Here is a 23,195-nt window from a genome sequence, read left to right as displayed (position 1 = left end):
CATGCAGATCGGAATGATGGGACTGGGCAGGATGGGCGCCAACATGGTGCGCCGCCTGATGCGCGACGGCCACGAATGCGTCGTCTACGACATCAATTCGGCAAGCGTCGCCGGCATGGTCAAGGACGGCGCCGTCGGCGCTGCCTCGCTTGAAGAATTCGTCGCCAAGCTTGCCAAGCCGCGCTGTGCCTGGCTGATGCTGCCGGCCGCGATCACCGGCAAGATCGTCGACCAGGTGGCGGCGCTGATGGAGCCGGGCGATATCATCATCGACGGCGGCAATTCCTACTACCACGACGCCGTCGACCAGGCGGCGAAACTGGCGGTCAAAGGCGTCAGCTTTGTCGATGTCGGCACCAGCGGCGGCGTCTGGGGGCTCGAGCGCGGCTACTGCCTGATGATCGGCGGCCCCGATGAAGCCGTGCAGCACCTCGATACCGTCTTCGCCACGCTGGCGCCGGGCGCCGATTCGGGCTCCAATCCGCCGAAGGACGCCGGCACCGCGCCTTACGGCTATCTGCATTGCGGGCCGAGCGGCGCCGGTCATTTCGTCAAGATGGTGCATAACGGTATCGAATACGGCGTCATGGCCGCCTATGCCGAGGGCATCAATATCCTGAAATCGGCCAATGCCGGCAAACGTGGTCGAACGGCGGATGCCGAGACCAGCCCGCTGGAAAACCCGCAATATTACCAGTTCGATATCGACCTGGCCCAGGTGGCGGAGGTGTGGCGGCATGGCAGCGTCATCGGCTCCTGGCTGCTCGACCTGACCGCCGGCGCGCTGAAAAACGACCCCGCGCTTACGCAGTTTGGCGGCCGGGTGTCGGACTCGGGCGAAGGCCGCTGGACCTTGAAGGCGGCGATCGACACCGGCGTTCCGGCGCCCGTGCTCTCCTCGGCGCTGTTCGACCGCTTCTCCTCGCAAGGCGAGTCCGCCTTCGCCGACAAGCTTTTGTCCGCCATGCGCTATGCTTTCGGCGGTCATATCGAAAAGCCGAAGGCGTGAGAGCGGGAGAGGCAGGATGAGCCAGGAGAGGTCCGACACGCTGGTGCTTTTCGGAGCGACCGGCGACCTTGCGCACAAGAAGATATTTCCGGCGCTCTACCAGATGGTCGCCAAGGGGACGCTGACCGAGCCGGTGATCGGCGTCGCCTTCGACCCCTGGGACATTGGCAAGCTGGTGGACCGCGCCCGCGACGGCATCGTCAATGCGCTGGGCGCCGTCGACGACAAGGTGTTCGCGAAGCTCGCCTCATTGCTGCGCTATGTCAGCGGCGATTATCGAGACCCTGCTACCTTCGAAAAATTGAAGGCGGCGCTCGGCCCGGCGCAGCACCCGCTGCATTACATGGCAGTTCCCCCGACCATGTTCGAAACCGTCGTCCAGGGCCTCGAACAGTCCGGCACGGCGCGCGGCGCGCGGCTGATGGTCGAGAAACCCTTCGGTCACGATTTGCAGTCGGCGCGCTGGCTGAACCGCGTGCTGCACCTGGTGTTCGACGAGCAGTCGATCTTCCGCATCGACCACTATCTCGGCAAGGAAGCGATCCAGAACCTGCTCTATTTCCGCTTCGCCAATGCCTTTCTCGAGCCGATCTGGAACCGCAATTTCGTCGAGAGCGTGCAGATCACCATGGCCGAGGATTTCGGCATCGAAGGTCGCGGCAAATTCTATGACGACGTCGGCTGCATCCGCGACGTCATCGAGAACCATCTGCTCAACATCCTTTTGCTTTTGGCCATGGAGCCACCGGTCGGCCGCTCGGCCGACGACCTGATCGACGAGAAGGTGCAGGTGCTGCGCGCCATCCGCACGCTCAACAAGGACGATGTCGTGCGCGGCCAGTTCGACGGCTATCTGGCGGAGCCCGGCGTCAGGCCCAACTCCCCGGTCGAAACCTTCGCCGCGGTGCGCTTCTTCGTCGACACCTGGCGCTGGCAGGACGTGCCCTTCTTCATCCGTGCCGGCAAGAACATGCCGGTGCACGCCACCGAAGTGATCGTGCGGTTGAAGCGGCCGCCGCTCGACGTCTTCGACCCGATCAAGCCGGGCGACGCCAACTATGTCCGTTTCCGCATCGACCCGCAGGTGGCGATCTCCATCGGCGCCCAGCGCAAGGTGGCCGGCGACGACATGATCGGCGAGCAGGTGGAGCTGACCGCGCTCGACGACACCAAGGGCGACATGCCGCCCTACGAGCGGCTGATCGGCGACGCCATGAACGGCAACGGCCAGCTGTTCACGCGCCAGGACGCGGCCGAGCTCGCATGGCGGATCGTCGGCCCGGTCCTCGGCGACACCACGCCGCCGCAGATCTACGCGCCGAAGACCTGGGGGCCGGCCGACGCCATGACCGGCTTCGGCCCGCCCAATGGCTGGATCAACCCGACCAGGTAGTACGGGAGAAATGGAATGGCGAAAACGGCAAAACCGGCTGCGGCGAAGGACGGGCAGGTCGTGCTCACCATCGATGTCGGCGGCTCGCATGTTAAGATCCTGACCAGCGCCGGCGGCGACATGCGCCGCACCGATTCCGGGCCGGGCCTGACGCCGCAGCAGATGGTCGCTTCGGTGAAGAAGCTGGCCGAGGGTCTGGACTACGACGTCATCTCGATGGGCTATCCAGGCCCGGTCAGGGACAACAAGCCCTCGCTCGATCCCTTCAATCTCGGCAAGGGCTGGAACGGCTACGATTTCGGCGCTGCCTTCGGCAAGCCGGTCAAGGTCGTCAACGACGCGCTGCTGCAGGCGATCGGCAGCTATGAGGGCGGCCGCATGCTGTTCCTCGGCCTGGGCACGGGCCTGGGCGCCGCTATGATCCTCGATCACGTCGGGCAGCCGATGGAGCTTGCCCACCTTCCTTACAAAAAAGGCTGCAGTTTCGAGGACTATGTCGGCGAACGCGGGCTGGTAAAGCACGGCAAGAAAAAATGGCGCAAATACGTTTTCGATGTCGTAAACAGGCTTCGCGCCGCCTTGCAGCCCGACTATGTGGTCATCGGCGGCGGCAATGTCGACAAGCTCGATGAATTGCCGGAAAAATCCAGGCGCGGCGACAACACACGCGCCTTCGAAGGCGGTTTTCGACTGTGGCGCGACAAGGCGCTGATCGTCTGATATTTTTACTTTTCAGTATAGTTGTTCAAAATAGCGTGTAATCGCGCGCCCGATCGTTGCGCCGTGCAGATTTGCCGACTAGGAATTCGCCGGCCTGCCGCACGATGTGCCCTCCCCGGCGCGCGAAGGAAGCGGCGGCGCTCTGATTTACATCCCGATTTTGCGGCCGTGCGGCATAGAGGAGGAATTGACGTGGACGAGGACACCAACACAGCCAAGGAAGAAGTCGACCTGCTCGAGCTCACCGCCCACATCGTGTCGGCCTATGTCGCCAAGAACCGGCTGCCGGCTTCGGGCCTGGGCGAGCTCATCGCCAGCGTCGCCTCCTCGATCGGCGGACTGACCCAGCCGCCGGCCCCGCCGGCACCGCCGCCAGTCCCCGCCGTCAATCCCCGGCGCTCGGTGACGCCGGACTACATCATCTGCCTCGAGGACGGGAAGAAGTTCAAATCGTTGAAGCGCCATATCGGGGTGCATTTCGGGCTGACGCCTGAAGCCTACCGCACCAAATGGGGCCTGCCGGTCGATTATCCGATGGTCGCCCCCAACTATGCGGCGTCGCGCTCCGAACTCGCCAAGTCGATCGGCCTCGGCCGCAAGGCGGAAGCCGAGCCGGTGAAGCCCGCCAGGGGACGGAAGGCCAAGGCGCCGGCCTGAGACGCAGCTGCCCTGTGCCAACGGTTAGAGAAGCCTGCCGAGGAATCCGCCTTGGCAGGCTTCCTGCTTTTATGGCTTGGATACGTTGGACATTTGGGGGAGCAGGGCATGAACTACGCACGTATGGTTATCGAGAAAGAGGCACCGGAGGAATACGGCTACGACCGTATTCGCTACAATCTTTCCGAAAGCTCGATCGCCGACCAGAAACTCTCCGATATCGGCCTGTCGCTGCCCGACCTCACCCTGTTCTACGGCGAGCATCGCGGCGACAAGGAACTGCGCGCGCTGATCGCCGGGCAGGACAAGGGCCTTTCGTCTGACGATGTGCTGGTGACCGCGGGGGCCGCCGGAGCGCTGTTCATCATCGCCACGTCGCTGCTTTCGGCCGATGACCATCTCGTCGTCGTGCGGCCGAACTATGCCACCAACATCGAGACGCCCAAGGCGATCGGCTGCGCCATCTCCTATGTCGATCTCGATTTCGAAGAAGGCTTCGCCATCGATGTCGCGCGCCTCGCAGCAGCCGTGCGGCCGAACACCAGGCTGATCAGCGTCACCTGCCCGCACAACCCGACCCGGCACGATGATGAGCCGCGCCGACCTCGACGCCCTGATTTCGCTCGCCGAAGGCCGGCGCTGCCGGCTGCTGGTCGACGAAACCTATCGAGACCTGTCCTATGGCGAGCGCCTGCCGTCCGCGGCATCGCTCAGTCCCGCCGCCATCAGCGTCGCCTCGCTGTCCAAGGCATTTGGCATTCCGGGCATCCGCATCGGCTGGCTGGTCATCAGGGACAAGACGCTGCAGGAGACATTCCTCGCCGCCAAGGAGCAGATCGGCATCTGCGGCAGCGTCATCGACGAGGCGATCGCCCGCGCCATGCTCGAACGCCGGGACGACTTCCTCAAGTCGCTGCTGCCGGAGATGGCGAAGCGCCGCGATATCGTCCAAGCCTGGATCGACGGCGAGCCGCTGGTCGACTGGGTGCGGCCGCAGGGCGGCGCCGTCGGCTTCCCGCGGCTGAACGTCGATGCCGGTTTCGACCTCGACCGCTTCTACGCAAGGCTTCTGGAGGAGCACGGCACCTATGTCGGCCCCGGACACTGGTTCGAAATGCCGAAGCGCTTCTTCCGCGTCGGCTTCGGCTGGCCGAAAGAGGCGGAACTGCGTGGCGGCCTGGAAGCGATCTCCGCGGCGTTGAGAGGCTGAGCCTCTTTCCATCGCGAACGATAATTCCGGATTTCCTTGATCCAGCGCGGATTTTTTGCGCGCGCGAGGAAACGAACTGGGCTAAAGCGTTCTGGCCGGACCAGCGCCCGCCGTGGAAGTGCCCCGCCGGCTAACGTCACAACGGGGCCCTTGAACCATGACCGCCGAAGCAACTTCACCTGACCAGCGCTACGCCGCTTTCCGGCACCGACCGTATCTCAGCTACTGGACGGCGCGCTTCCTCACCACTTTCGCCACCCAGATCGTCTCTGTCGCCGTCGGCTGGCAGATCTACGACCTGACGCGCAATCCCTTCGACCTCGGCATTGTCGGCATCGTCCAGTTCCTGCCGTCGCTGCTGCTGGTGCTTATCACCGGCGTCGTCGCCGACCGTTTCGGCCGCCGCCTGATCATGACTTTGTCGTCGCTCGTCGAGGGCGCCTGCGCGCTGACGCTGTTGCTGTTGACGCTGCGCGGCCCTGGCGGCCCGCTGCCGATCTTCGTCGTGCTTGCCATGTTCGGTATCGCCCGCGCCTTCTACGGGCCGGCATCGTCCTCGCTGGTCGCCAACCTTGTGCCGCCTGAGGATTTCGCCAACGCGATTGCCTGGAACTCGTCCGCCTGGCAGATGGCGACCATCGTCGGCCCGGTCGCCGGCGGCCTGCTCTACGGCCTTTCGGCGGAGATCGCCTACGCCACCGCCGCCGTCCTGATGCTTGTCGCGGCCCTGCTCGTCTTCACCATTCCGAAGCCCGCGCAGCAAACGGCCACCGACAAGCCGACCATGCAGACGCTGTTTGCCGGGTTCGGCTATATATGGGGCGAGAAGATCGTGCTCGGCGCGATCTCGCTCGACCTCTTTGCCGTGCTTCTGTCGGGCGCCTCGGCGCTGCTGCCGGTCTATGCGCGCGACATCCTGGAGCTCGGCCCCTGGGGCCTCGGCCTGCTGCGCTCGGCGCCGGGCATCGGCGCCATCGCCGTGGCGGTCTGGCTCGCCGGCCACCCGATCCGCGACCATGCCGGCAAGATCATGCTGGGCTTCGTCGCTCTGTTCGGCGCCTTCACCGTTCTGTTCGGCGTCTCGACCGTCACCTGGCTGTCGATCGCCGCCCTCGCCATGCTCGGCGCCACCGACATGTTAAGCGTCTATATCCGCGAGACGCTGATCCAGCTCTGGACGCCGGACGAGGTGCGCGGCCGCGTCAACGCCGTCAACCAGGTCTTCGTCGGCGCCTCAAACGAGGTCGGCGAATTCCGCGCCGGCACCATGGCAGCGCTGATCGGCACGGTTCCCGCCGTGGTGGTCGGCGGCATCGGCGCCATCGCGGTAGCGGGATTATGGGCCTATCTGTTCCCGGCGCTGCGGCAGGTGCGGCATCTGAACAGCCGGAACTGATTGAGCGCCGGATCGAGAGCAATTCCAGGAAAAGTGTGTAACGGTCAGGCTCGGCGACTTCGCCGTAGCCCTCCGTCCGGAATTGCGTAAAAACAAAGAGATAGAGTGGTTCGCCGTTTCCGTGAAACGGTGAAACGCCCTAAGCCGCTGGGGGCTGCGCCCGGCGACGAACGAGATAGGTCTGGAGCAGCTCTACTCCGAAAAGCTCACGCTAACGCCGCGCTGCCGAAAATAGGCCTGCATCAACTTGCGGCCGGAGCGGTTGTTCTGCGCCAGCCTTGCCGGATCGAACACCGCCTGCTTTTTCCCCTCTCGCGTCAACGCTGCCTTGAGTGTCGCGATATGTGCATCGATGTCGGCATTGTCCGCTCGGAGTGAGGCGTAGATATTCTCGGTCGCCTCGGCCACGGTGAGTTCTTTCACAGGTGTCGTCCTTTGATTGATTGGGCGGCGCTTAGCACAGATTCGCGGCTCCGCCGAGACCGACGAGACTGTTAGTGCAAAGCGCCCGCGGCAAAGCCCGATGCATTCGCCATTTCATGCGAGGTGCGCGGCCGCGTCAACGCCGTCAACCAGGTCTTCGTCGGCGCCTCCAACGAGGTCGGCGAGTTCCGGAGAGCCGGAAGCGCTCGCCTCTGGCTCACAGGCATCGGCCCAATCAGAGGGATTCGAAGACGGTCACAAATCGACCCTAGGCGGTCACCCATCAATTTCCACTTCCGCTTCGCAGTTTACGGGCGCATTCAAAGGGATGGCCATGCCGATGGACGAGCGGGCGTGCGCGCCAGCGTCCGGCCCGTATAGATCCAGTATCAAATCGGAATAACCGTTTGTGACCAGCGGCGTCTCATTGAAATCCGGAGCAACATTCACCATGGCGAAGACACGCAGCCAAGCCGTAACCCGATCGAGGTTTCCGACAGCTCGCTTGAGGCTCGCGAGGTGAGCTAGGGCAACGAGCCGCGCTGACGCGTAACCCTGCTCTGGCGAAACCTCGGTTCCCACCTTGCCGAGGGGTTTTGCCAATGTCCCATCCCGGTTGCACGCGACGTGGCCTGAGATGTAGGCGCGGGTGCCGCGCACCCGGACCCAGGCGAAAGGCATACGCAGCCCCTCGCGAACTTTCAGTGGCTCGGGCAGTTCCAGACCCATAGCGGCCAGACGTTGTTCGATGATGGCCATAGCGCACCTCCCGGCTTGATTAGGGTACAATGTCGTCGAGCTCTGGCATCAGCACGACGCTCTCGTTCGCTGCAGGGTCGTTGCGGGCACCGAGGAACTCGGCGTTTTCCGTGCTGCGATTGACAGCCACATGCGGAACGCCGGCCGGAATAAACAGGTAGTCGCCGGGCAGGACCTTTTCGCACCGTTCGAGCTCGGCCCCCGACCAAATCTCGATTTCTTTGCCCGCGGTCATAAGTAGGGCCGTCTCGTGCCCCTGATGGCGATGGGCGCTGGTTCGTCTCCCTGCAGGTAGCGAAATCATCCCGAGCCACAGCATGCTGGATCCAACGCTCTCTGCCGAGACTCCCGAGCGATAGACAGATCCCTGCTCGGCCACATAGCTGTCACTCCCGCGTACGACTTTCGCGGTTAATGCATCAGCATTTTTCGGTTGCATTGTTTCGTTCTTCATCGCTCCCACCACCTCAAACTGCTGCATGGAGCTGAATCTGCGCGCGAAGCCGGCGCAAGTCCTGAAACGAGGGCCGAAAAATTCCGAAAAACTGCGAAATCGGGCGTATCATTCCCAATCATGAACACCCAGCACCCTGTATTCGGCCCTTTCGAGTTCATTACCGAGAACGGATGCCTTCTTCGTGACAATCGGCCTGTCGCCATTGGCGCCCGCGGCGCTTCGCTGCTTGCCGTTCTGCTCGCGGCAGATGGGCGTGTCGTCGCCAAGTCAGCGCTGATGGACGCCGTTTGGCCGGGTCTCGCCGTCGAGGAGAGTAATCTTTCCGTTCAGATTGCTGCCCTTCGCAAGCTACTCGGCCCGGCATCAGACGGCGGCGACTGGATCGTCACGGTCCCACGGGTCGGATACAGATTTTCCGGTCCGGTGGAGAGCCGGACCGACGGGCTCGGTAGCGAAGGCCATGCGGAGGTGAGATCCAGCCCCGCGATTGCAGTACTACCTTTCGAGAATCTCGGCGGCGATGCCGAGAGACAATATCTGGCCGACGGTATCGCCGACGACCTGATCATGGCGCTCGCTCGGTTTCGATGGTTCCGCGTCGCGTCGCGTGGGGCGAGTTTCGCAAGGAGGAACGGCCCGAGGGATCCGAAGTCTATCGCACACGAACTTGGCGTCGATTTTCTGGTGGATGGAGCCATCCGAAGTACCGGCGATCGGATGCGGATATCGGTGCACCTCGCCGACGCAATGAAGGGCGCCACCGTCTGGTCCGAGCATTACGATCTTCAGGTGGCCGAGCTATTTGCAGTGCAGGACGCTATCGCCGAGCGGATCGCAGCGGCGGTCGAGCCCGAGCTGCTGTTGCGGCATGGACTTCAGGTTGCTCCGCACACCGGCAACGTGACCGCCTGGGACCTTGTACGGCAAGGTACATTCAATTTTCACAAGGTAACTCAGCCAACCCACCTTCTCGCACGGCGATTCTTCCGAGAGGCCGCGGAGCTCGATCCCATGCTTCCAGAGGCGCAGATCTGGCGGGCGCGGGTCAACGCAGGCCTCATCGCCTATGGCTGGACGGAAAATCCCGCCGCGGACGGGAAGGAAGGACTCGATGCGGCCCTGCGGGCGATATATCTCGACGCCCGGAATCCGTATGCGCACTATGCGCTGGCAATTGTGTCGGCCTACACAGGCAGGGCTGGCCAGGCGATCCTCGCAGCGGAGCGGTCCATCGAACTCGGTCCGAGCTTCGCCTTGGGGTATCTCGTCCTCGGCATGGCCCGTCTTTTCGTGGGCGATGCGGCCGGCGCGCGAAAGCCCCTGGCTCGCGGCCTCGAACTCAACCCTCATGATCCGCAGAATGCGGTCTGGTTCAGTCTCTTGATGCTTGCGCTGTTCTTTTCAGGCGACGTCGAGGGCGCGCTTGACACGGGGCGTGCGGCGCTAAAGGCGCGGCCTGACTGGCCGGCGCTGCTTCGCATTCAGGCATGCTGCCACATGGCCGTGGGACATAATCAGGAGGCTCGCCGCTTCGCCGCCGCTGCAAGCGATCTCCCGGAGCCTGCCGGGGATGCGCTTGGTCCGTTAAGAGATGGCAACAAGGAATGGGCGACCCGCCTCGAGGGCCTGCTGCGAGATGCGGAACACGGGTCAGGACCATAAGCTGAGCGAAAGACTCGGATGACGGGGCTTGGAGCCGCAAACGCGATCTCCGGCTAGGTTTGCCGCGTTGTCCGCTTCTAGGCGAAGGCAAAGTTTGCCTCTACTGCTGAGATGCAGCGCAAAGCGGTCGTCCACGCCACGGCAGACGTAAGCCATCTTCGGTCAAGTTCGGCGGTCAGAGCAGTTTGATTTTACTCTATCCCACAGCCGGCTTGCCGAAGATCAACGCCAAAAACTCACCAAGCCAGCGCTTCAGATGCATGTCCCAGATCAGCCGGCCGCCGAGATGGTCGCGGCCGGGCTGGGCGCCGGGCAATTCGAAACGATGCGCGCCGCGCACCACCCAGCGCTGCATCATCACGCGGGTCAGCTCGCCATGGAACTGGATGCCCCAGGCATTGTCGCCGTAACGAAAAGCCTGGTTGGGATAGGTTTCGGCGGTCGCCAGCAGCGTCGCGTCTTTCGGCAGCGAAAACCCCTCGCGGTGGAACTGGTAGACCATCTCCGGCCAGTGCAGCAGCTTCTTGCCGGCCTCGGTCGCCTTCAGCGGATACCAGCCGATCTCGACCAGCCCTTCGCCATGACCCTCGACCTTGCCGCCGAGATGGTTGGCGAGCATCTGCGCGCCGAGGCAGATGCCGAGAAAGGGCCGGTTTTCCCTGAGCGGGATTTCGAGCCAGTCGGTTTCACGCCGGACGAACTCGTCCTGGTCGTTGGCGCTCATCGGCCCGCCGAAGATTACCGCCCCGGCATGGCCGTCCAGCGTCGAGGGCAGTTCCTCGCCAAGCGGCGGCCGGCGAATGTCGAGATCGAAGCCTTCTTCCAGGAGCATATGGCCGACGCGGCCGGGGCTCGAAGTCTCCTGATGCAGCACGATCAGGATCTTTGGTCTCGGCCTCGGTCTGGGTGGCATGGAAGAAACCGGCGCCTTCTATTCGTCGCTCGACGTTCCGCGCGCACCGGGCGCTTCGGCCGCGGCCTTGCGCCGCGCCTCGATCCGGTCCTGGCGTTCGACGCCAATCAGTTCGGCGACGCGCCAGACGGTGTTGTCTTCCAGCTCGTGCAGCTCGCCGTCGGCATAGACGACCTCCCACATCAGACCGATGAAGGCCTTGCGCGCCTCGGCATCGAGATGGCGCTTGAGCACGCTGGTGAAGGCGTAGAGGTCGATCGCCTCGTTGTCGGCGCGCTCGCCGGCGGCCGCCAGCGCGTCGAGCTCGTCGCCGCTGACCGAGTAGGTCTCGGCCAGGATTTCCTTGAAGCGCTCCCACTCGACATCCTGGCGCACGCCGTCGGCGTTCATCACATGGTAGAGCAGCGCCGAAGCCGCGACGCGCGGATCGTCGGCGTTCGGCTTGGCTCCGCCGCCGGCCGGCAAATCCCGCAAGAACGACAGCACACGTTCGAACATCTACACTTTTCCCTGTCCGCCGAGCCCGGCCTCAAAACAAACGAAACCGGCGCGGCGATTTTTCCGCCTCGTCTTCCGGCGCGACGCCGGGATCATCCGGCAAGCGCGGCGGCTCCGGTGCCTGCTCGCCCGCCGCGTCATCGGCTGCGGCAACGGCCCCGTCCTTCTGCCCCCCGTTCGCAGCCGCGGCGGCCGGCTTTTCGGCAGTGCGGTCGGGCGCGATATCGATCGTCCTCTCTTCAGCCGGCACAGCGGGCGCAGAGGCGGGGATTGCGGGTATCGCGGCGTCGACCTCGCTGTCGATCAGCTGCCCGAGCCGCTCCATTGGCGCGCGCCAGGTGAAGGCGTCCAGCTTGCCGGTTATCGGCGACACCGGCGCCCAGCGCTCGGAGACGACGCCGTCGGCGACCCAGGCCGGATCGCGCGGCGCGCGCACGGCTTTCGACAAAAGCTGCCGCACCTTGCCCTGGTCGCCGGTTTCGGCCTCCTCGATATCGGCCAGAAGCAGATAGGCGCCTTCGCGGCGATCCATGCGGATCGCGCCCTCCGCCTCGCGCCTGGCGGTGGCGAAATCCTGCGCGTCGAGCGCGGCGCGCGCCACGGCCATCGACGATTCGGCGTGGTTCTTCTTCATCTCCTGCAACTTTTTCGCCCGGTTGAGGCGATCGAGCACCGCATCGCCCGGCCTTGCATGGGTGTAGAGCTCGGCGATGTCCGGATGCGGCTCGGCCCGCCAGGCCGTCTCCAGGATCCTGGAACCCTTGCGTACATCGTTTTGCCGGAAAAGCATGTTGGCCGCGACGACCGCCGCCGGCGCGAAATCGGGCGCCAGCTTGTTGGCTTCGACGGCGGCGGTCCGGGCAGCGTTCGGATCGCTGTCGATCAGCGACTGCGCCTTGGCGGTCAGCAGCACGGCGCGGCGGCGGTTGGCGGCGTCGCGCGCGATCTGCCGGGTGGATTTTTGCGCCTCGACCAGTTTCAGCGCGCCGTCCCAGTCGCCGCGCTCGGTCAGTTCCTCCAGCGTCGATTCCGCCGCCCAGGCGAGCTGCGGCGCCACCGCCGCGGCACGGCCGGCATAGTGGCGCGCGGCATTGCGGTCGCCCAGCCGCTCGGCTTCGAGATAGAGCCCGCGCAGGCCGAGCAGCCGCATCTCCGGATCGTCGAGCATGCGCTCGAACTTTTCCCGCGCGCCTTCATGGTCGCCTTCGAGCAGCGAGGCCTGCGCGTCGAGCAGGTTGATCAGCGGCTCCTGGTCGGAGCTGATCAGCTTGGCCGCCTCCTTGGTCTTCTTGCGCGCCAGCGCGCCGTCGCCGGCGCCGGCCGCGATCATGCCGGTCGACAGCGCCTGGTAGCCGCGGTCGCGGCGCCGCACGCGGAAATAGCGCGAGATCGTATAGGGGCTGTTCCACAGCGACTTGATCAGCCACCAGACGATCATCACCGCGGCGACCACAGCGACGATCGCCACCGCCGCCACCATCAGCGTGACCTGGTACTGGTAGCCGTTGAAAGTGACGATCATCTCGCCCGGACGGTCGGCCAGCCAGGCAAAGCCCAGCCCAAGCGCGAAGACGACGGCAAGGAAGAGGAGGATACGGATCATCGGACGGTCCTCACGCCTTGGTCGCGCCGGCAATCAGCGCTTCGATCTGCTTTTCGACCTCGAGCCTCGCCTTCAGTTTGCCGGCAAAATCGGCGCCGGCCGCCTTTGCCGCATCGGGCAGCGTGTCGTATTCGCCGAGAGCCTTGGCATAGTCGCCCTGGTTGACCGCCACTTCCAGGCGCGCCACGGTTTCCGGCGCGCCCTTGCCTTCGACGGCGCCGACCGGCCGCACCTTGACCAGTGATTCGGCGCTCGACACCAGGCTCTGGAAGAAGCCGGCATTCTGATCGACCGGCGTCGCCGCCTCGACCATGGCATTGGCGGCGGCAGCGGCTTCCGCAGAGATCGTGGCGCGGGTCGGCACGCCTTTTTCCGCATAACCGCGCAGAACGCCAAGCTCGGGCGCGTCCGGAGCGATCGCCGCGAACGTGTCGAGTTCGGTCGCGAAGGGGGCGCCGCGATCGAGCGCCGCCTTCAGCGCCGAGGCGGCGATTGCCAGCGCGATCTTCGGCTGCGAGGCCTGCGCCTCGACTTTACCGGCGAGCTGTTGCACCGACTGTTCCAGCGCCGCGATACGGCCGTCCTCGGCCTTTGCCTCCTCGCCGGCCGATTTCACCAGCGCGTCGAGCCCGGCGAGCTTCTCGTTGAGCGGGCCGAGATCGACAGGGGCGGCGCTGCCCGCCTTCTGCAGGTCGGCGACTGCCGTCTCGATCTGGCCGACCTTGTCGGTGAGCGCCTTGAGCGCGGCGCCGTCGCTGCTTTGTCCGGCCGAGGATTTCAGCGCCGCGATATCCGACTTCACCTGGTCGAACGCCGAGGACAGGCGGTCGACCTTGGCCGAGGCACCGGCATCGCCCGCTTCCTTCAGCGCCGCGATTTCGCTCCTCAGCGAAGCGATCTCGCCATTGACGCCGTCGAGCGCCGCTCCGCCTGAAGCCGGAGACCCCAACAGGCCGACCGCCTGCAGCAGACCGGCGCCGGCAAGAGCGACAACGCCGCCGATCACGCCGGCGGCAATCATGTTGACGCCGGAGCGCCTGGAGGCCGGGGAACTCCGATCGTCGCTCCGGGTCTCGCTCGTCTTCTGCGCCGACGCGGCAGAACCAGTATTGGCTGATGACGCGTCCTCGAAATTGTAGCCGAAGCCATTGGGCTCGCTTTTTGGAGCCTCCGAACCGTCGGGGTACGGCGCCTCCGCTTCGTCCTTGCTCTTGGCCTCAGTTCCGTCTGTCGCGCCCTGCGCCGCATCGGCGTGTTCCCACGGCTCGATATCCGTCTGCTCGGCGTGGATCGGCTCTTCCGGAGCGTCCGGTTGCGAAGCGATGGCGGCTTCCTCCGCCTTGGCCTCGTCGGTCCGCGCGGCATTGGCCTCGGCCTTGGCGGCATCCTCGTCGGCGATTCGCGAGACGGCGCCGGGCTCGAGCTCGATGGTCACCGGCTCACGGCGGCTCTTCGAATGTCGCACCTTAGGCGTCTTGACCATGCTTGGGCTCCGCAAATTGGCTTGGGGATGGTTCAAAGGGTCTAGAGCTCAAGGATGCTCTAGCACATCACCAAGCGGTGAAAAGGGGCGGTGTGATGACGCGGCTCAACCCGGCGACGACAAAAGCTTGAGCAGCGCGTCCTCGTCGGGTTGCGAGGCAATGCGGACCTTTTGCCCGCCGATCCCGTCCAATGCCATGGCGATCCGGGCTGAAAGGGCCAGAAACTCCGCCCTTTCAAAGAGATGCCGTAGCGTTGGGCGCATCGCCAGGCTCATCATCGCAGGGGCCGCCTTGGCCGAATAGAGCAGCACCGCCTCGACCGGCATGCCCGACAATCGGGCGGCAACGGCGTCGTCGCTGTAGTCCAATTCGATGGTGTCGTAGGTCTCGACAGGCCGCACACGCACCCCGGCCACTGCCAGCCGTTCCTCGAACATCGGAAAGCGCAGACGGCCGCAAAGATAGACCATCTCCTTGCCCTTGAGTTCGCCGGCTATCTCGCCGGCCAGTGCTTCGGCATCGCCTGGACCTTCAAAGACGGACCTGAATCCAGCCGCGCGGCAGGCTTCGGCCGTCCTTTTCCCGACCGCATGGCAAGGCAAGGCGGCAAGCGCCGCGACCAGTTCCCTCGGCGCATGACGGATCGCGTTGGCGCTGGTGACGGCGACCGCGACAGCAGCGGGGAAGATGCCGGCCTCGACCGGCAGCGCCGCCGTTTCGGTCAGCGGCAGCAGCACGGGCTGAAATCCCTGTGCTTCGAGCCGTCGGGCCGTGCGGGAGGCGCCCGGTTCCGGCCGCGTCACCAGGACGCGGACCATGTCAGGTCCAGCCCTCGAAGAATTTGGCTCCGGCCTTGGCGCGCACAGCCCGTGCGGCCTCTGCGCCAATTTTCGCCGCGTCCACTGCCTGGCCGTCCAGCCGAACTTCATGCGACTCGGTGCCGTCGGGCGAGATGACCAGCCCGGCGAAAGAAAGTTTTTCGCCCGCGATCGTCGCGTGGCCGGCGATCGGCGTGCGGCAGGAACCATCGAGCGCGGCGAGGAAGGCGCGCTCGCAGGCCAATGCCTGGCCGGTCGGCACATCGTGGATGGCCGCCAGCATTTTTTTCACCGCTCTGTCGCCGATGCGACTTTCGATGCCGATCGCGCCCTGGCCCGGCGCCGGTGGAAAGACATCCAGCGGCATCAGGTCGGTGATGACGCTCTCGAGCCCGAGCCGCTTCAGCCCAGCACAGGCAAGGATGGTGCCCTCGGCAACGCCCTCGTCCAGCTTGCGCAGTCTCGTCTGCACATTGCCGCGGAACATCACCACGTCGAGGTCCGGCCGCATCCGGCGGATCAGCGCCTGGCGCCGGAGCGACGAAGACCCGACCGTCGCACCATGCGGCAGATCGGCGATCCGCTTCGCCGTCTTGCCGATGAAGGCGTCGCGCGCGTCCTCGCGCGGCAGGAAGGTGGAGAGCTCCAGCCCATCGGGCAGCACCGTCGGCATGTCTTTCGAGGAATGCACCGCGATGTCGATGCGGCCGTCAAGCAGCGCCTCCTCGATTTCCTTGGTGAACAGGCCCTTGCCGCCGGCTTCCGACAGCGGCCGGTCCTGGATGCGGTCGCCGCTGGTCGAGATGGGCACCACTTCAAAGGCCTGCTCAGGCAAGCCGTGCGCCTTCATCAGTCGCGCCCGCGTCTCATACGCCTGGGCAAGCGCCAGCGGGCTGCCGCGTGTTCCGATTTTCAAGGTTGTTTGCATGGCGCGCGGTCCGTGATAACCCCCGGCAGACTTGAGGTCTTGCCGGGGCCTTTTCCTAAATGGGAATAGCCGGCGATACAATCTTCGAGGACAGCGACGAATTGATCCGCGTTCTGGGCATTGAGACAAGCTGCGACGAGACGGCGGCCAGTGTGGTGGCGCTGGACGGCGGCTCCGCGCCCGAAATCCTGTCCCCAAAAATCCTGTCGAATGTGGTGCTGAGCCAGATCGAGGAGCACGCGGCCTTCGGCGGCGTCGTGCCCGAGATTGCCGCCCGTGCCCATGTTGAGGCGCTGGACGGCATCGTCGAGGCGGCGCTGACCGATTCGGCCGTGTCGCTCGACGAGATCGATGCGATCGCCGCGACGGCCGGCCCGGGTCTGGTCGGCGGGCTGATAGTCGGCCTGATGACCGCCAAGGCGATCGCTGCCGCCGCCAACAAGCCGCTGATCGCCATCAACCACCTCGAAGGCCATGCTCTGACCGCCAGGCTGACCGATGGGCTGGAATTCCCCTATCTGCTTTTGCTCGTCTCCGGCGGCCACACCCAGATCGTCGCGGTGCGCGGCGTCGGCGACTACCAGCGCTGGGCAACCACTATTGACGACGCATTGGGCGAGGCCTTCGACAAGACGGCCAAGATGCTCGGCCTGCCCTATCCGGGCGGACCAAATGTCGAGAAGGCGGCAGCGACAGGCGACGCGAGCCGCTTTGCTTTCCCGCGCCCAATGAAGGGCTCGGCGCAGCCGGACTTCTCCTTCTCCGGGCTGAAGACCGCCGTGCGCCAGGCTGCGACGGCGATCGCCCCGCTCAGCGACCAGGATGTCGCCGACATCTGCGCCTCCTTCCAGGCGGCGGTGGCCGATGCGCTGGGCGACCGTGTCGCCCGCGCGCTCGCCCGTTTCCGCAAGGAATTTCCGGATAAGGCGAAGCCTGCGCTGGTCGTCGCCGGCGGTGTCGCCGCCAACCGCACGATCAAGACGACATTGGAGTCGCGCTGCTCCAAAGCCGGCTTCGCATTCGTCGCGCCGCCGCAGAAGCTCTGCACCGACAATGCGGCGATGATCGCCTGGGCCGGCATCGAGCGGCTGCGCGCCGGAATGGTGGGCGAGAATGCCGCCGACTTCGTGCCGCGCTCGCGCTGGCCGCTGGACAGCGTTTCCACCCCCCTGGTCGGCTCGGGCCGGCGCGGTGCCAAGGCATGACCAGGATAGGCACGGCCAAGAAGGTCACGGCCGGCAAGACGCCTGCCAGCGGCTGGCGCGTCGCGGTGCTGGGCGGCGGCGCCTGGGGCACGGCGTTGGCGCTGGCCATGTTGCGCGCCGGCCATTTCGTCCGCCTCTATGCGCGCGATCCTGAGACTGTCGCCGCCATCGATCGTGGCGAGAACCCGCGCTATCTGCCCGGCATCGCGATCGAGCCCGGCATCGTCGCCACCAGCGATGCCGCCGCAGCGCTTGGCGGCGCCGACTGCGTGCTGGCGGTGACGCCGGCGCAATCGCTGCGCGCGGTGCTGGCCAGCGCCTCCGGCCACGTGCCGATCGGCGTGCCGCTGGTCCTCTGCGCCAAGGGCATCGAGCGCGGCACCGGCGCGCTGCTGTCGGCGATCGTCGAGGAAAGCCTGCCGAACAATCCGGTCGCGGCACTTTCCGGGCCGAGCTTCGCCAGCGATGTCGCGCGCGGCCTGCCGACGGCCGTCGTGGTTGCCGCCCGGGACGGGAAACTTGCGGCAGAACTTGCCGCCCGCTTTTCGGCGGAAAACCTGCGCTGCTATTCCAGCGACGACCTGATCGGCGTCGAGATCGGCGGTGCGCTGAAGAACGTCTTTGCCATCGCTGCCGGCGCGGTGACCGGCGCCGGGCTCGGCGCCAGCGCCCAGGCCGCCATGGTGACGCGCGGCTTCGTCGAACTGCGCCGCATCGGCGCCGCCTTCGGCGCCAGGCCCGAGACGCTGATGGGACTTTCCGGCCTTGGCGACCTGCTGCTCACCTGTTCCTCGGCGCAGTCGCGCAATTTCGCCTATGGCCTGGCGCTCGGCCAGGGCAAGCCGCTTGCCGGCCTGCCTTTAGCCGAAGGGGTGCCGACGGCGGGCATTGCCGCCCGCATCGCTGCCGAGCGCGGCATCGAGGCGCCGATCATCTCGGCTGTCGCCGCCATCCTCGACGGCAAGGTGACGATCGGCCAGGCCGTGACGGCGCTGATGACGCGGCCGCTCAAAACCGAAACCGACATCTGAACCCATCGGAGTTTTAGACATGCTGTTTGCGTTGATTTGCAAGGACAAGCCGGGCAGCCTGCAGCTGCGTGTCGACACGCGGCCGGCGCATGCGGCGTTCCTCGAAGGCCTGATCAGCGAAGGCAAACTTGCCTTTGCCGGGCCCTTCCTCGACGCCGACGGCAAGCCCGACGGAAGCCTGGTCATGATCGAAGCGGCGGATATGGCGGCAGCGCAAGCCCTGGCCGCCACCGACCCCTATGCCAAGGCGGGCCTGTTCGAAAGCGTCGAGATCCGTCCGTGGAACTGGGTCTTCCAGAAGCCCGCCGGTGCCTGATCCTTCGCTGTGCAGCCGCTTATCCGCCCTCTCGCCCTAAGGACGGGGAGAGGGTAAGGGTGGAGGCAACGGGAATGCAGCGTCGTGGCCAACCGACAATGGCAAGGGACAAGTGAGATGAACTACTGGCTATTCAAGTCCGAACCCTCGGTCTTTTCCTTCGAGGCGCTGAAGGCCAAGGGCAAGGCCGGCACGCAGTGGGACGGCGTGCGCAACTACGCCGCGCGCAACAACATGAAGGCCATGCAGGTCGGCGATCTCGGCTTCTTCTATCATTCCAACGAAGGCCTCGACATTGTCGGCATCGCCGAGGTCTGCGCGCTCGCCCACCCCGACACCACCACCGACGACCCGCGCTGGGAATGCGTCGACATCCGCGCCTATAAGGACGTGCCGAAGCCGGTGACGCTGGAACAGGTCAAGGCCAACCCCAAGCTCGCCGACATGGCGCTGGTGCGGCTCGGCCGGCTTTCCGTGCAGCCGGTGACGCCGGCGGAGTGGAAAGAGGTCTGCCGCATGGCCGACCTCAACCCGGCGCCGTGACCAGGCTCACGCCCAAAAGCGCCAAGACATTCATCCTCGACAACACGGCGCTGATGGCGCCGCCGCATGTGCCGGAAGTGCTGCTGCATCTGGCCGACGAAGCGCATGATCTGTGGCTGCGCACCGAGGAGGAACTGGCCGAGATCGGCCTGCCGCCGCCATTCTGGGCCTTCGCCTGGGCCGGCGGCCAGGGCCTTGCCCGCTACGTGCTCGACCATCCGACGACGGTGCGCGGAAAACGTGTGCTCGACTTCGCCTCGGGCTCCGGCATGGTCGCGATCGCTGCCCTGAAGGCCGGCGCGGCGCAAGTGATTGCTGCCGATATCGACCCCTTTTGCAAGACGGTGATCACACTCAACCTGGAAGCCAACGACGTTAAGGCCGATTTCCTGGATGCGGACTGCATCGATACGGATGAAGGCTGGGATGTCGTGCTCGCCGGGGACGTCTTCTACGACAAGCCGTTGGCGGACAGGCTGATGCCGTGGTTCACCAGCCTGAAGGCGCGCGGCGCCGACATCCTCGTCGGCGATCCCGGCCGCGCCTACCTGCCGAAGAAGGGGCTGCAATCGCTCGCTGTCTATCAGGTGCCGGTGACGCGTGCGCTCGAGGATGCCGAGGTCAAGCGCACGACCGTCTGGCGCTGGGCTGCCGCTTGACGCCGCCGACGAACAGGGATTCCATCGGCCGTTGACAGGCATGCCGTTACCCCGGGATCGGCGTGCGCTTGGGTGACATGCGTTTTTGGGAGGGGATCCATGGATTTTTCGGTCGTGAACTGGCTGGCGGTGATCGTCGCCGCGGTCGTCGCATGGCTGTTCGGCGCCGTCTGGTACACGGGCTTGAGCAAGCCGTGGCTGAAGGCAGCGAAACTCGACCCGGCGACGATGAAGCGCTCGGCCGTTCCGTTCATCGTCGGCTTCATCGCCGAGCTGGTGATGGCCCTGATCCTGACGCTGGTGGTCGGCGCCATAACCGGCGGCGAACCAAGCCCGATCGCAGGATTGCTGTTCGGCTTCGTGCTTTGGCTGGGCTTCGTCGCCACCACGCTTTCGGTCAACCACCGCTATGAAGGTTTCGGTTGGGACCTCACCCTGATCGACGCCGGCCACTGGCTGGGCGTGCTGCTTATCATGGGTGCGGTCATCGGCTGGTTCGGCGCGCCGGCGGCGCCGGCGGGCTAAAGCGACTCACGAAAAGCGTGCGGCGGTTTAAGGCGTGCTGAGATTCAGGTCAGGCCGGCATCACCTGAATATCGACACGCCCTACCCCGCGTCCGCGTCTTTCGCCACCTCGTCGAGAAGCCATTCGCGGAAAGCGACGATGCGCGCGTCGTCCTTCATCGCTTCCGGATAGACCAGGAAATAGGCGAATTCCGGCGCGACCTTGATGCCGAGCTCGAAGGGCCGGATGAGCTTTCCCTGCGAAAGGTCGTTGGCCACCATGGCGAAGTCGGCCAGCGCCACGGCATGGCCGTCGAGCGCTGCCTGCGTGGCGTCGGTCGCCGATCCGAAAACGAGTGTGCGGCTGTCGTCGAAATCGTCGACGCCGGCCGCCTGCATCCACATGCGCCAGTTCGGCCATGTCACGCCCTGCCGCGACCATTCGATATGCGCCAGCGTATGGTGGAAGAGATCGCGCGGTTCCTTCAGCGGCGGGCCTGAGGCGAGCAGCGCCGGGCTGCAGACGGGGATGATGATGTTTTCGAACAGCCGGTGGGCGCAAAGCCCAGGATATTTGCCGGCGCCGAAACGGATGCCGATATCGACATCGTCGCGCTCGAAGTCCCTGACGTCATAGGTGATATCGAAGCGCAGCTCGATGCCCGGCTTCTGCCGGCGGAAACCGTCGACGCGCCGCATCAGCCACTTCGTCGCGAACTGCGCGTCGAGCGTCACCTTCAGCAGCGCCGTGCCTCTGTTCATCTTGCGCGCGCGGCTGATGGCGCGGCCAAGCAGGTCGAGCGCATCGACCGATGCCTCGAACAGAACGTTGCCCGCTTCGGTCAGTCGGATGGTGCGGCTGGTACGTGTGAACAGCACCAGGTCGAGCTGATCCTCGATTTCCTTGATCTGGTGGCTGACCGCCGCCGGCGTCAGGCCGAGCTCGTCCGCGGCGCGGGTGAAATTGAGGTGCCTGGCCGCCGCCTCGAACGTCCTCAACGCACGCGTTCCGGGCAGCAGGCGGGCCATCCGATCTCCAAATAAAACTTGATGATCAGACAAGAACTACTCGTTTCCCGTTTGTTTTTCAATCCGGCAAGATGGCCTCATCGAAACACCATCAAACCGGATTTGATGTCCGGAGAGCACGGATAGAGCCATGACCGAGATCGTTCTCAAGTCCCAGACCGCCCTGAAACCCCGCTCTGGCGTTGCCCTTTGGCTGCGCGCCGCGATCGACTGGCTGCGTCAGGCGCGGGTTGCCGCCCGGCTTCCCAACGAGTCCATCGAGGATCTCTCCGACAGCCAGTTGCGCGATATCGGTGCCGAGCGCCGGAACGTCAGCAAGGCAATGGATCGCGAGCTTGGCCGGATCGGGTTGCTGGGTTCCGGCTGGCAGCAGCCGAGACGGTAGAGATTAGGCAATAGGGAATGGGAAAGAGACACCTACTGCCTACTGCCTACTGCCTACTGCCTACTGCCTACTGCCTACTGCCTACTGCCTACTGCCTACTGCCTACCGCCTATCGCCTACCTCACCACCTTCACCACCGTCCGGTCCGACAGCAGCGGCAACAGCCTCGCCATGGTGCGCGCCGTCACCGCCACGCAGCCCTGCGTCGGCGTGAAGCCCGGACGTGCCAGATGGAAGAAGATCGCGCTGCCGCGCCCGCGCCGGCGCGGCGCGATGTTCCAGTCCAGCACCAGGCACACATCGTAGAGCCGGTCGTCGCGGCGCATCCGTTCATGGCTGGCGCCATAGGGGATCGTCACCGGCCGGTTGTAGTTGCGGTCGTCCGGCACCTCGCACCAGCCGAGATCCGGCCCGATCGGCGCCATCGCCAGCCGCGTCCGGCGCCCGCCAGAAAACTGGTCGTTGCGGAAATAGCCTGACAATATCCGCATCGCGGCCAGCGGCGTCGCGCCGTCGCCCTCGCGCTTGCGCGCGGCGATGCCGCCGCGCCCGAGCGCGCAAGGAAACACCGTTTTGCCGGCCTGCAGCAAGCCTTGCGCAGGGTTGCCGGGCCTCGCGCGCACAACCAGGGCACGCAGACCTTTCGGCAAAAATGCGCCTGCCTCATTGCGCGCGCGTTTTTTCTTGTATGATTGGGTCACGGAACAAATCACTGTGATCGGCTGTTGCGCCGGTGAGCTTCCGCATAAATGGGGGGAGGTCAACTGAATATTCTTTTTAAAACAACGGATTGATCATGACATCACGCACCATTCTGATCGTTGACGACGACGACGACCTGCGAGCCACCCTCGTCGAGCAACTGGCGCTTTACGAAGAATTCGACGTGCAGCAGGAAGCCACCGCGGCAAAAGGCGTCGCCGCGGCGCGCGGCGGCCTCGTCGACCTGCTGATCATGGATGTCGGCCTGCCCGACATGGATGGCCGCGAGGCGGTGAAGATCTTGCGCAAGGGCGGCTACAAGGCGCCGATCATCATGCTGACCGGCCACGACACCGATTCCGACACGATCCTGGGGCTCGAGGCCGGCGCCAACGACTACGTCACCAAGCCCTTCCGCTTCGCCGTGCTGCTCGCCCGCATCCGTGCGCAGCTTCGCCAGCACGAGCAGAGCGAGGACGCCACCTTCTCGGTCGGCCCCTACACGTTCAAGCCCAGCCAGAAGCTTCTGATCGATCCGCGCGGCGCCAAGGTGCGGCTGACCGAAAAGGAGGCTTCGATCATCAAGTATCTCTACCGCGCCGACCAGAAAGTGGTAACGCGCGACGTGCTCCTGGAAGAGGTGTGGGGCTACAATTCAGGCGTCACCACGCACACGCTGGAAACCCATGTCTACCGGCTACGCCAGAAGATTGAGCGCGATCCTTCCAATGCCGAAATTCTTGTGACAGAAAGCGGCGGCTACAAGCTGGTTCCTTAAACATTTCATGATCTAGAGCAATTCCAGGAAAAGTGTGAAACGGTTTTCCGTTCGGAATTGCGTCGAAGCAAAGAGAGCGGTCGGGCGGGACTGCTTCGGGTACGATCCTGGTG

25 protein-coding genes and 1 pseudogene are annotated in these 23,195 nt (G+C 65.1%); 15 read left to right on the top strand and 11 right to left on the bottom strand.

What is annotated here, in order from left to right; all coding sequences use genetic code 11:
- Position 1 precedes the first annotated feature (1 nt).
- The 6 genes and pseudogenes from gnd to RFN30_RS11735 all read left to right on the top strand — a co-directional run bounded on the left by gnd (position 2) and on the right by RFN30_RS11735 (position 6,385).
- The gene (gene gnd / locus RFN30_RS11760; protein WP_320262247.1) at positions 2-1,009 is read left to right on the top strand and encodes a phosphogluconate dehydrogenase (NAD(+)-dependent, decarboxylating); all 1,008 of its coding nucleotides are present in this window, start codon (positions 2-4) and stop codon (positions 1,007-1,009) included.
- Positions 1,010-1,025: 16 nt separating this feature from the next.
- Positions 1,026-2,402, top strand: a complete 1,377-nt coding sequence (zwf, locus tag RFN30_RS11755) for a glucose-6-phosphate dehydrogenase (RefSeq protein ID WP_320262246.1) — start codon at positions 1,026-1,028, stop codon at positions 2,400-2,402.
- A gap of 15 nt (positions 2,403-2,417) precedes the next feature.
- Entirely contained in the window at positions 2,418-3,122 is a 705-nt protein-coding gene (locus tag RFN30_RS11750) for an ROK family protein (RefSeq protein WP_320262245.1), read from the top strand.
- Positions 3,123-3,314: 192 nt separating this feature from the next.
- Positions 3,315-3,779, top strand: coding sequence for a Ros/MucR family transcriptional regulator (locus RFN30_RS11745; protein ID WP_320262244.1), 465 nt, complete (start codon positions 3,315-3,317; stop codon positions 3,777-3,779).
- A 108-nt stretch (positions 3,780-3,887) separates the two neighbouring features.
- A pseudogene (locus RFN30_RS11740) lies at positions 3,888-4,989 on the top strand (pyridoxal phosphate-dependent aminotransferase).
- 157 nt (positions 4,990-5,146) lie between these two features.
- A complete protein-coding gene (locus RFN30_RS11735) occupies positions 5,147-6,385 on the top strand; it encodes an MFS transporter (RefSeq protein WP_320262243.1) in 1,239 nt (412 codons plus the stop codon).
- Between the two features lie 192 nt (positions 6,386-6,577).
- Here the strand turns inward: RFN30_RS11735 and RFN30_RS11730 are convergent, their stop codons facing one another.
- From RFN30_RS11730 to RFN30_RS11720, 3 genes are all read right to left on the bottom strand, one after another.
- Positions 6,578-6,808 (bottom strand): hypothetical protein, encoded by a 231-nt coding sequence (locus tag RFN30_RS11730; RefSeq protein ID WP_320262242.1) that lies wholly within the window; start codon positions 6,806-6,808, stop codon positions 6,578-6,580.
- Positions 6,809-7,084: 276 nt separating this feature from the next.
- Positions 7,085-7,567, bottom strand: a complete 483-nt coding sequence (locus tag RFN30_RS11725) for a RidA family protein (RefSeq protein WP_320262241.1) — start codon at positions 7,565-7,567, stop codon at positions 7,085-7,087.
- Between the two features lie 19 nt (positions 7,568-7,586).
- Positions 7,587-8,021, bottom strand: coding sequence for a cupin domain-containing protein (locus RFN30_RS11720; protein ID WP_320262490.1), 435 nt, complete (start codon positions 8,019-8,021; stop codon positions 7,587-7,589).
- 120 nt (positions 8,022-8,141) lie between these two features.
- Here RFN30_RS11720 and RFN30_RS11715 point away from each other — a divergent pair, with 120 nt between their 5' ends.
- A complete protein-coding gene (locus RFN30_RS11715) occupies positions 8,142-9,686 on the top strand; it encodes a winged helix-turn-helix domain-containing protein (RefSeq protein ID WP_320262240.1) in 1,545 nt (514 codons plus the stop codon).
- A 196-nt stretch (positions 9,687-9,882) separates the two neighbouring features.
- On the opposite strand, the gene RFN30_RS11710 is transcribed toward RFN30_RS11715, so the two are convergent.
- From RFN30_RS11710 to hemC, 6 genes are all read right to left on the bottom strand, one after another.
- Positions 9,883-10,599: a glutamine amidotransferase gene (locus RFN30_RS11710; RefSeq protein WP_320262239.1), complete on the bottom strand. Its 717-nt coding sequence runs from the start codon at positions 10,597-10,599 to the stop codon at positions 9,883-9,885.
- Between the two features lie 18 nt (positions 10,600-10,617).
- Positions 10,618-11,097 carry a tellurite resistance TerB family protein gene (locus tag RFN30_RS11705; protein ID WP_320262238.1) on the bottom strand — a complete coding sequence of 160 codons (480 nt, stop codon included), beginning with the start codon at positions 11,095-11,097 and terminating at the stop codon, positions 10,618-10,620.
- Between the two features lie 31 nt (positions 11,098-11,128).
- A complete protein-coding gene (locus RFN30_RS11700; RefSeq protein ID WP_320262237.1) occupies positions 11,129-12,700 on the bottom strand; it encodes a heme biosynthesis protein HemY in 1,572 nt (523 codons plus the stop codon).
- A gap of 10 nt (positions 12,701-12,710) precedes the next feature.
- Complete coding sequence (locus tag RFN30_RS11695; RefSeq protein ID WP_320262236.1) at positions 12,711-14,183, bottom strand: COG4223 family protein; 1,473 nt, start codon at positions 14,181-14,183, stop codon at positions 12,711-12,713.
- Positions 14,184-14,288: 105 nt separating this feature from the next.
- Positions 14,289-15,002, bottom strand: a complete 714-nt coding sequence (locus RFN30_RS11690; protein WP_320262235.1) for a uroporphyrinogen-III synthase — start codon at positions 15,000-15,002, stop codon at positions 14,289-14,291.
- A gap of 1 nt (position 15,003) precedes the next feature.
- A complete protein-coding gene (hemC, locus tag RFN30_RS11685; RefSeq protein ID WP_320262234.1) occupies positions 15,004-15,930 on the bottom strand; it encodes a hydroxymethylbilane synthase in 927 nt (308 codons plus the stop codon).
- Positions 15,931-16,034: 104 nt separating this feature from the next.
- Between hemC and tsaD the strand changes: the two genes are divergently transcribed.
- The 6 genes from tsaD to RFN30_RS11655 all read left to right on the top strand — a co-directional run bounded on the left by tsaD (position 16,035) and on the right by RFN30_RS11655 (position 20,209).
- Positions 16,035-17,135: a tRNA (adenosine(37)-N6)-threonylcarbamoyltransferase complex transferase subunit TsaD gene (gene tsaD, locus RFN30_RS11680; protein WP_320262489.1), complete on the top strand. Its 1,101-nt coding sequence runs from the start codon at positions 16,035-16,037 to the stop codon at positions 17,133-17,135.
- Positions 17,132-18,166, top strand: a complete 1,035-nt coding sequence (locus tag RFN30_RS11675; protein ID WP_320262233.1) for an NAD(P)H-dependent glycerol-3-phosphate dehydrogenase — start codon at positions 17,132-17,134, stop codon at positions 18,164-18,166. Before tsaD ends, RFN30_RS11675 begins: the two co-directional genes overlap by 4 nt.
- A gap of 19 nt (positions 18,167-18,185) precedes the next feature.
- The gene (locus tag RFN30_RS11670; RefSeq protein ID WP_320262232.1) at positions 18,186-18,482 is read left to right on the top strand and encodes a YciI-like protein; all 297 of its coding nucleotides are present in this window, start codon (positions 18,186-18,188) and stop codon (positions 18,480-18,482) included.
- 117 nt (positions 18,483-18,599) lie between these two features.
- Positions 18,600-19,025 carry an EVE domain-containing protein gene (locus RFN30_RS11665; protein ID WP_320262231.1) on the top strand — a complete coding sequence of 142 codons (426 nt, stop codon included), beginning with the start codon at positions 18,600-18,602 and terminating at the stop codon, positions 19,023-19,025.
- Between the two features lie 53 nt (positions 19,026-19,078).
- A complete protein-coding gene (locus tag RFN30_RS11660; protein ID WP_320262488.1) occupies positions 19,079-19,684 on the top strand; it encodes a class I SAM-dependent methyltransferase in 606 nt (201 codons plus the stop codon).
- A gap of 99 nt (positions 19,685-19,783) precedes the next feature.
- Positions 19,784-20,209 (top strand): DUF1761 domain-containing protein, encoded by a 426-nt coding sequence (locus RFN30_RS11655; protein ID WP_320262230.1) that lies wholly within the window; start codon positions 19,784-19,786, stop codon positions 20,207-20,209.
- An 81-nt stretch (positions 20,210-20,290) separates the two neighbouring features.
- On the opposite strand, the gene gcvA is transcribed toward RFN30_RS11655, so the two are convergent.
- The gene (gene gcvA / locus RFN30_RS11650; RefSeq protein ID WP_320262229.1) at positions 20,291-21,217 is read right to left on the bottom strand and encodes a transcriptional regulator GcvA; all 927 of its coding nucleotides are present in this window, start codon (positions 21,215-21,217) and stop codon (positions 20,291-20,293) included.
- 130 nt (positions 21,218-21,347) lie between these two features.
- Between gcvA and RFN30_RS11645 the strand changes: the two genes are divergently transcribed.
- Positions 21,348-21,602, top strand: coding sequence for a hypothetical protein (locus RFN30_RS11645; RefSeq protein ID WP_320262228.1), 255 nt, complete (start codon positions 21,348-21,350; stop codon positions 21,600-21,602).
- 116 nt (positions 21,603-21,718) lie between these two features.
- Here the strand turns inward: RFN30_RS11645 and RFN30_RS11640 are convergent, their stop codons facing one another.
- Entirely contained in the window at positions 21,719-22,252 is a 534-nt protein-coding gene (locus RFN30_RS11640) for a L,D-transpeptidase family protein (protein ID WP_320262227.1), read from the bottom strand.
- Positions 22,253-22,398: 146 nt separating this feature from the next.
- On the opposite strand from RFN30_RS11640, the gene RFN30_RS11635 reads away from it, so the two are divergent.
- Positions 22,399-23,082, top strand: a complete 684-nt coding sequence (locus RFN30_RS11635; protein WP_095804844.1) for a response regulator transcription factor — start codon at positions 22,399-22,401, stop codon at positions 23,080-23,082.
- The last annotated feature ends 113 nt before the right edge of the window (positions 23,083-23,195 follow it).

The organism is Mesorhizobium dulcispinae (genome assembly GCF_033977345.1).
Classification (GTDB): Bacteria; Pseudomonadota; Alphaproteobacteria; order Rhizobiales; family Rhizobiaceae; genus Mesorhizobium; species Mesorhizobium dulcispinae.
Note: the sequence above shows the minus strand (reverse complement) of the source record. Positions and strands in the feature narration are given on the sequence as shown.

What these genes read in the sequence shown, in the direction of transcription:
- gnd (WP_320262247.1), top strand. Translation starts at nt 2, where the DNA reads ATGCAGATCGGAATGATGGGACTGGGCAGGATGGGCGCCAACATGGTG.
- zwf (WP_320262246.1), top strand. Translation starts at nt 1,026, where the DNA reads ATGAGCCAGGAGAGGTCCGACACGCTGGTGCTTTTCGGAGCGACCGGC.
- RFN30_RS11750 (WP_320262245.1), top strand. Translation starts at nt 2,418, where the DNA reads ATGGCGAAAACGGCAAAACCGGCTGCGGCGAAGGACGGGCAGGTCGTG.
- RFN30_RS11735 (WP_320262243.1), top strand. Translation starts at nt 5,147, where the DNA reads ATGACCGCCGAAGCAACTTCACCTGACCAGCGCTACGCCGCTTTCCGG.
- RFN30_RS11725 (WP_320262241.1), bottom strand. Translation starts at nt 7,567, where the DNA reads ATGGCCATCATCGAACAACGTCTGGCCGCTATGGGTCTGGAACTGCCC.
- RFN30_RS11720 (WP_320262490.1), bottom strand. Translation starts at nt 8,021, where the DNA reads ATGAAGAACGAAACAATGCAACCGAAAAATGCTGATGCATTAACCGCG.
- RFN30_RS11715 (WP_320262240.1), top strand. Translation starts at nt 8,142, where the DNA reads ATGAACACCCAGCACCCTGTATTCGGCCCTTTCGAGTTCATTACCGAG.
- RFN30_RS11710 (WP_320262239.1), bottom strand. Translation starts at nt 10,599, where the DNA reads ATGCCACCCAGACCGAGGCCGAGACCAAAGATCCTGATCGTGCTGCAT.
- RFN30_RS11705 (WP_320262238.1), bottom strand. Translation starts at nt 11,097, where the DNA reads ATGTTCGAACGTGTGCTGTCGTTCTTGCGGGATTTGCCGGCCGGCGGC.
- RFN30_RS11700 (WP_320262237.1), bottom strand. Translation starts at nt 12,700, where the DNA reads ATGATCCGTATCCTCCTCTTCCTTGCCGTCGTCTTCGCGCTTGGGCTG.
- RFN30_RS11695 (WP_320262236.1), bottom strand. Translation starts at nt 14,183, where the DNA reads ATGGTCAAGACGCCTAAGGTGCGACATTCGAAGAGCCGCCGTGAGCCG.
- RFN30_RS11690 (WP_320262235.1), bottom strand. Translation starts at nt 15,002, where the DNA reads ATGGTCCGCGTCCTGGTGACGCGGCCGGAACCGGGCGCCTCCCGCACG.
- hemC (WP_320262234.1), bottom strand. Translation starts at nt 15,930, where the DNA reads ATGCAAACAACCTTGAAAATCGGAACACGCGGCAGCCCGCTGGCGCTT.
- RFN30_RS11675 (WP_320262233.1), top strand. Translation starts at nt 17,132, where the DNA reads ATGACCAGGATAGGCACGGCCAAGAAGGTCACGGCCGGCAAGACGCCT.
- RFN30_RS11670 (WP_320262232.1), top strand. Translation starts at nt 18,186, where the DNA reads ATGCTGTTTGCGTTGATTTGCAAGGACAAGCCGGGCAGCCTGCAGCTG.
- RFN30_RS11665 (WP_320262231.1), top strand. Translation starts at nt 18,600, where the DNA reads ATGAACTACTGGCTATTCAAGTCCGAACCCTCGGTCTTTTCCTTCGAG.
- RFN30_RS11660 (WP_320262488.1), top strand. Translation starts at nt 19,079, where the DNA reads ATGGCGCCGCCGCATGTGCCGGAAGTGCTGCTGCATCTGGCCGACGAA.
- RFN30_RS11655 (WP_320262230.1), top strand. Translation starts at nt 19,784, where the DNA reads ATGGATTTTTCGGTCGTGAACTGGCTGGCGGTGATCGTCGCCGCGGTC.
- gcvA (WP_320262229.1), bottom strand. Translation starts at nt 21,217, where the DNA reads ATGGCCCGCCTGCTGCCCGGAACGCGTGCGTTGAGGACGTTCGAGGCG.
- RFN30_RS11645 (WP_320262228.1), top strand. Translation starts at nt 21,348, where the DNA reads ATGACCGAGATCGTTCTCAAGTCCCAGACCGCCCTGAAACCCCGCTCT.
- RFN30_RS11635 (WP_095804844.1), top strand. Translation starts at nt 22,399, where the DNA reads ATGACATCACGCACCATTCTGATCGTTGACGACGACGACGACCTGCGA.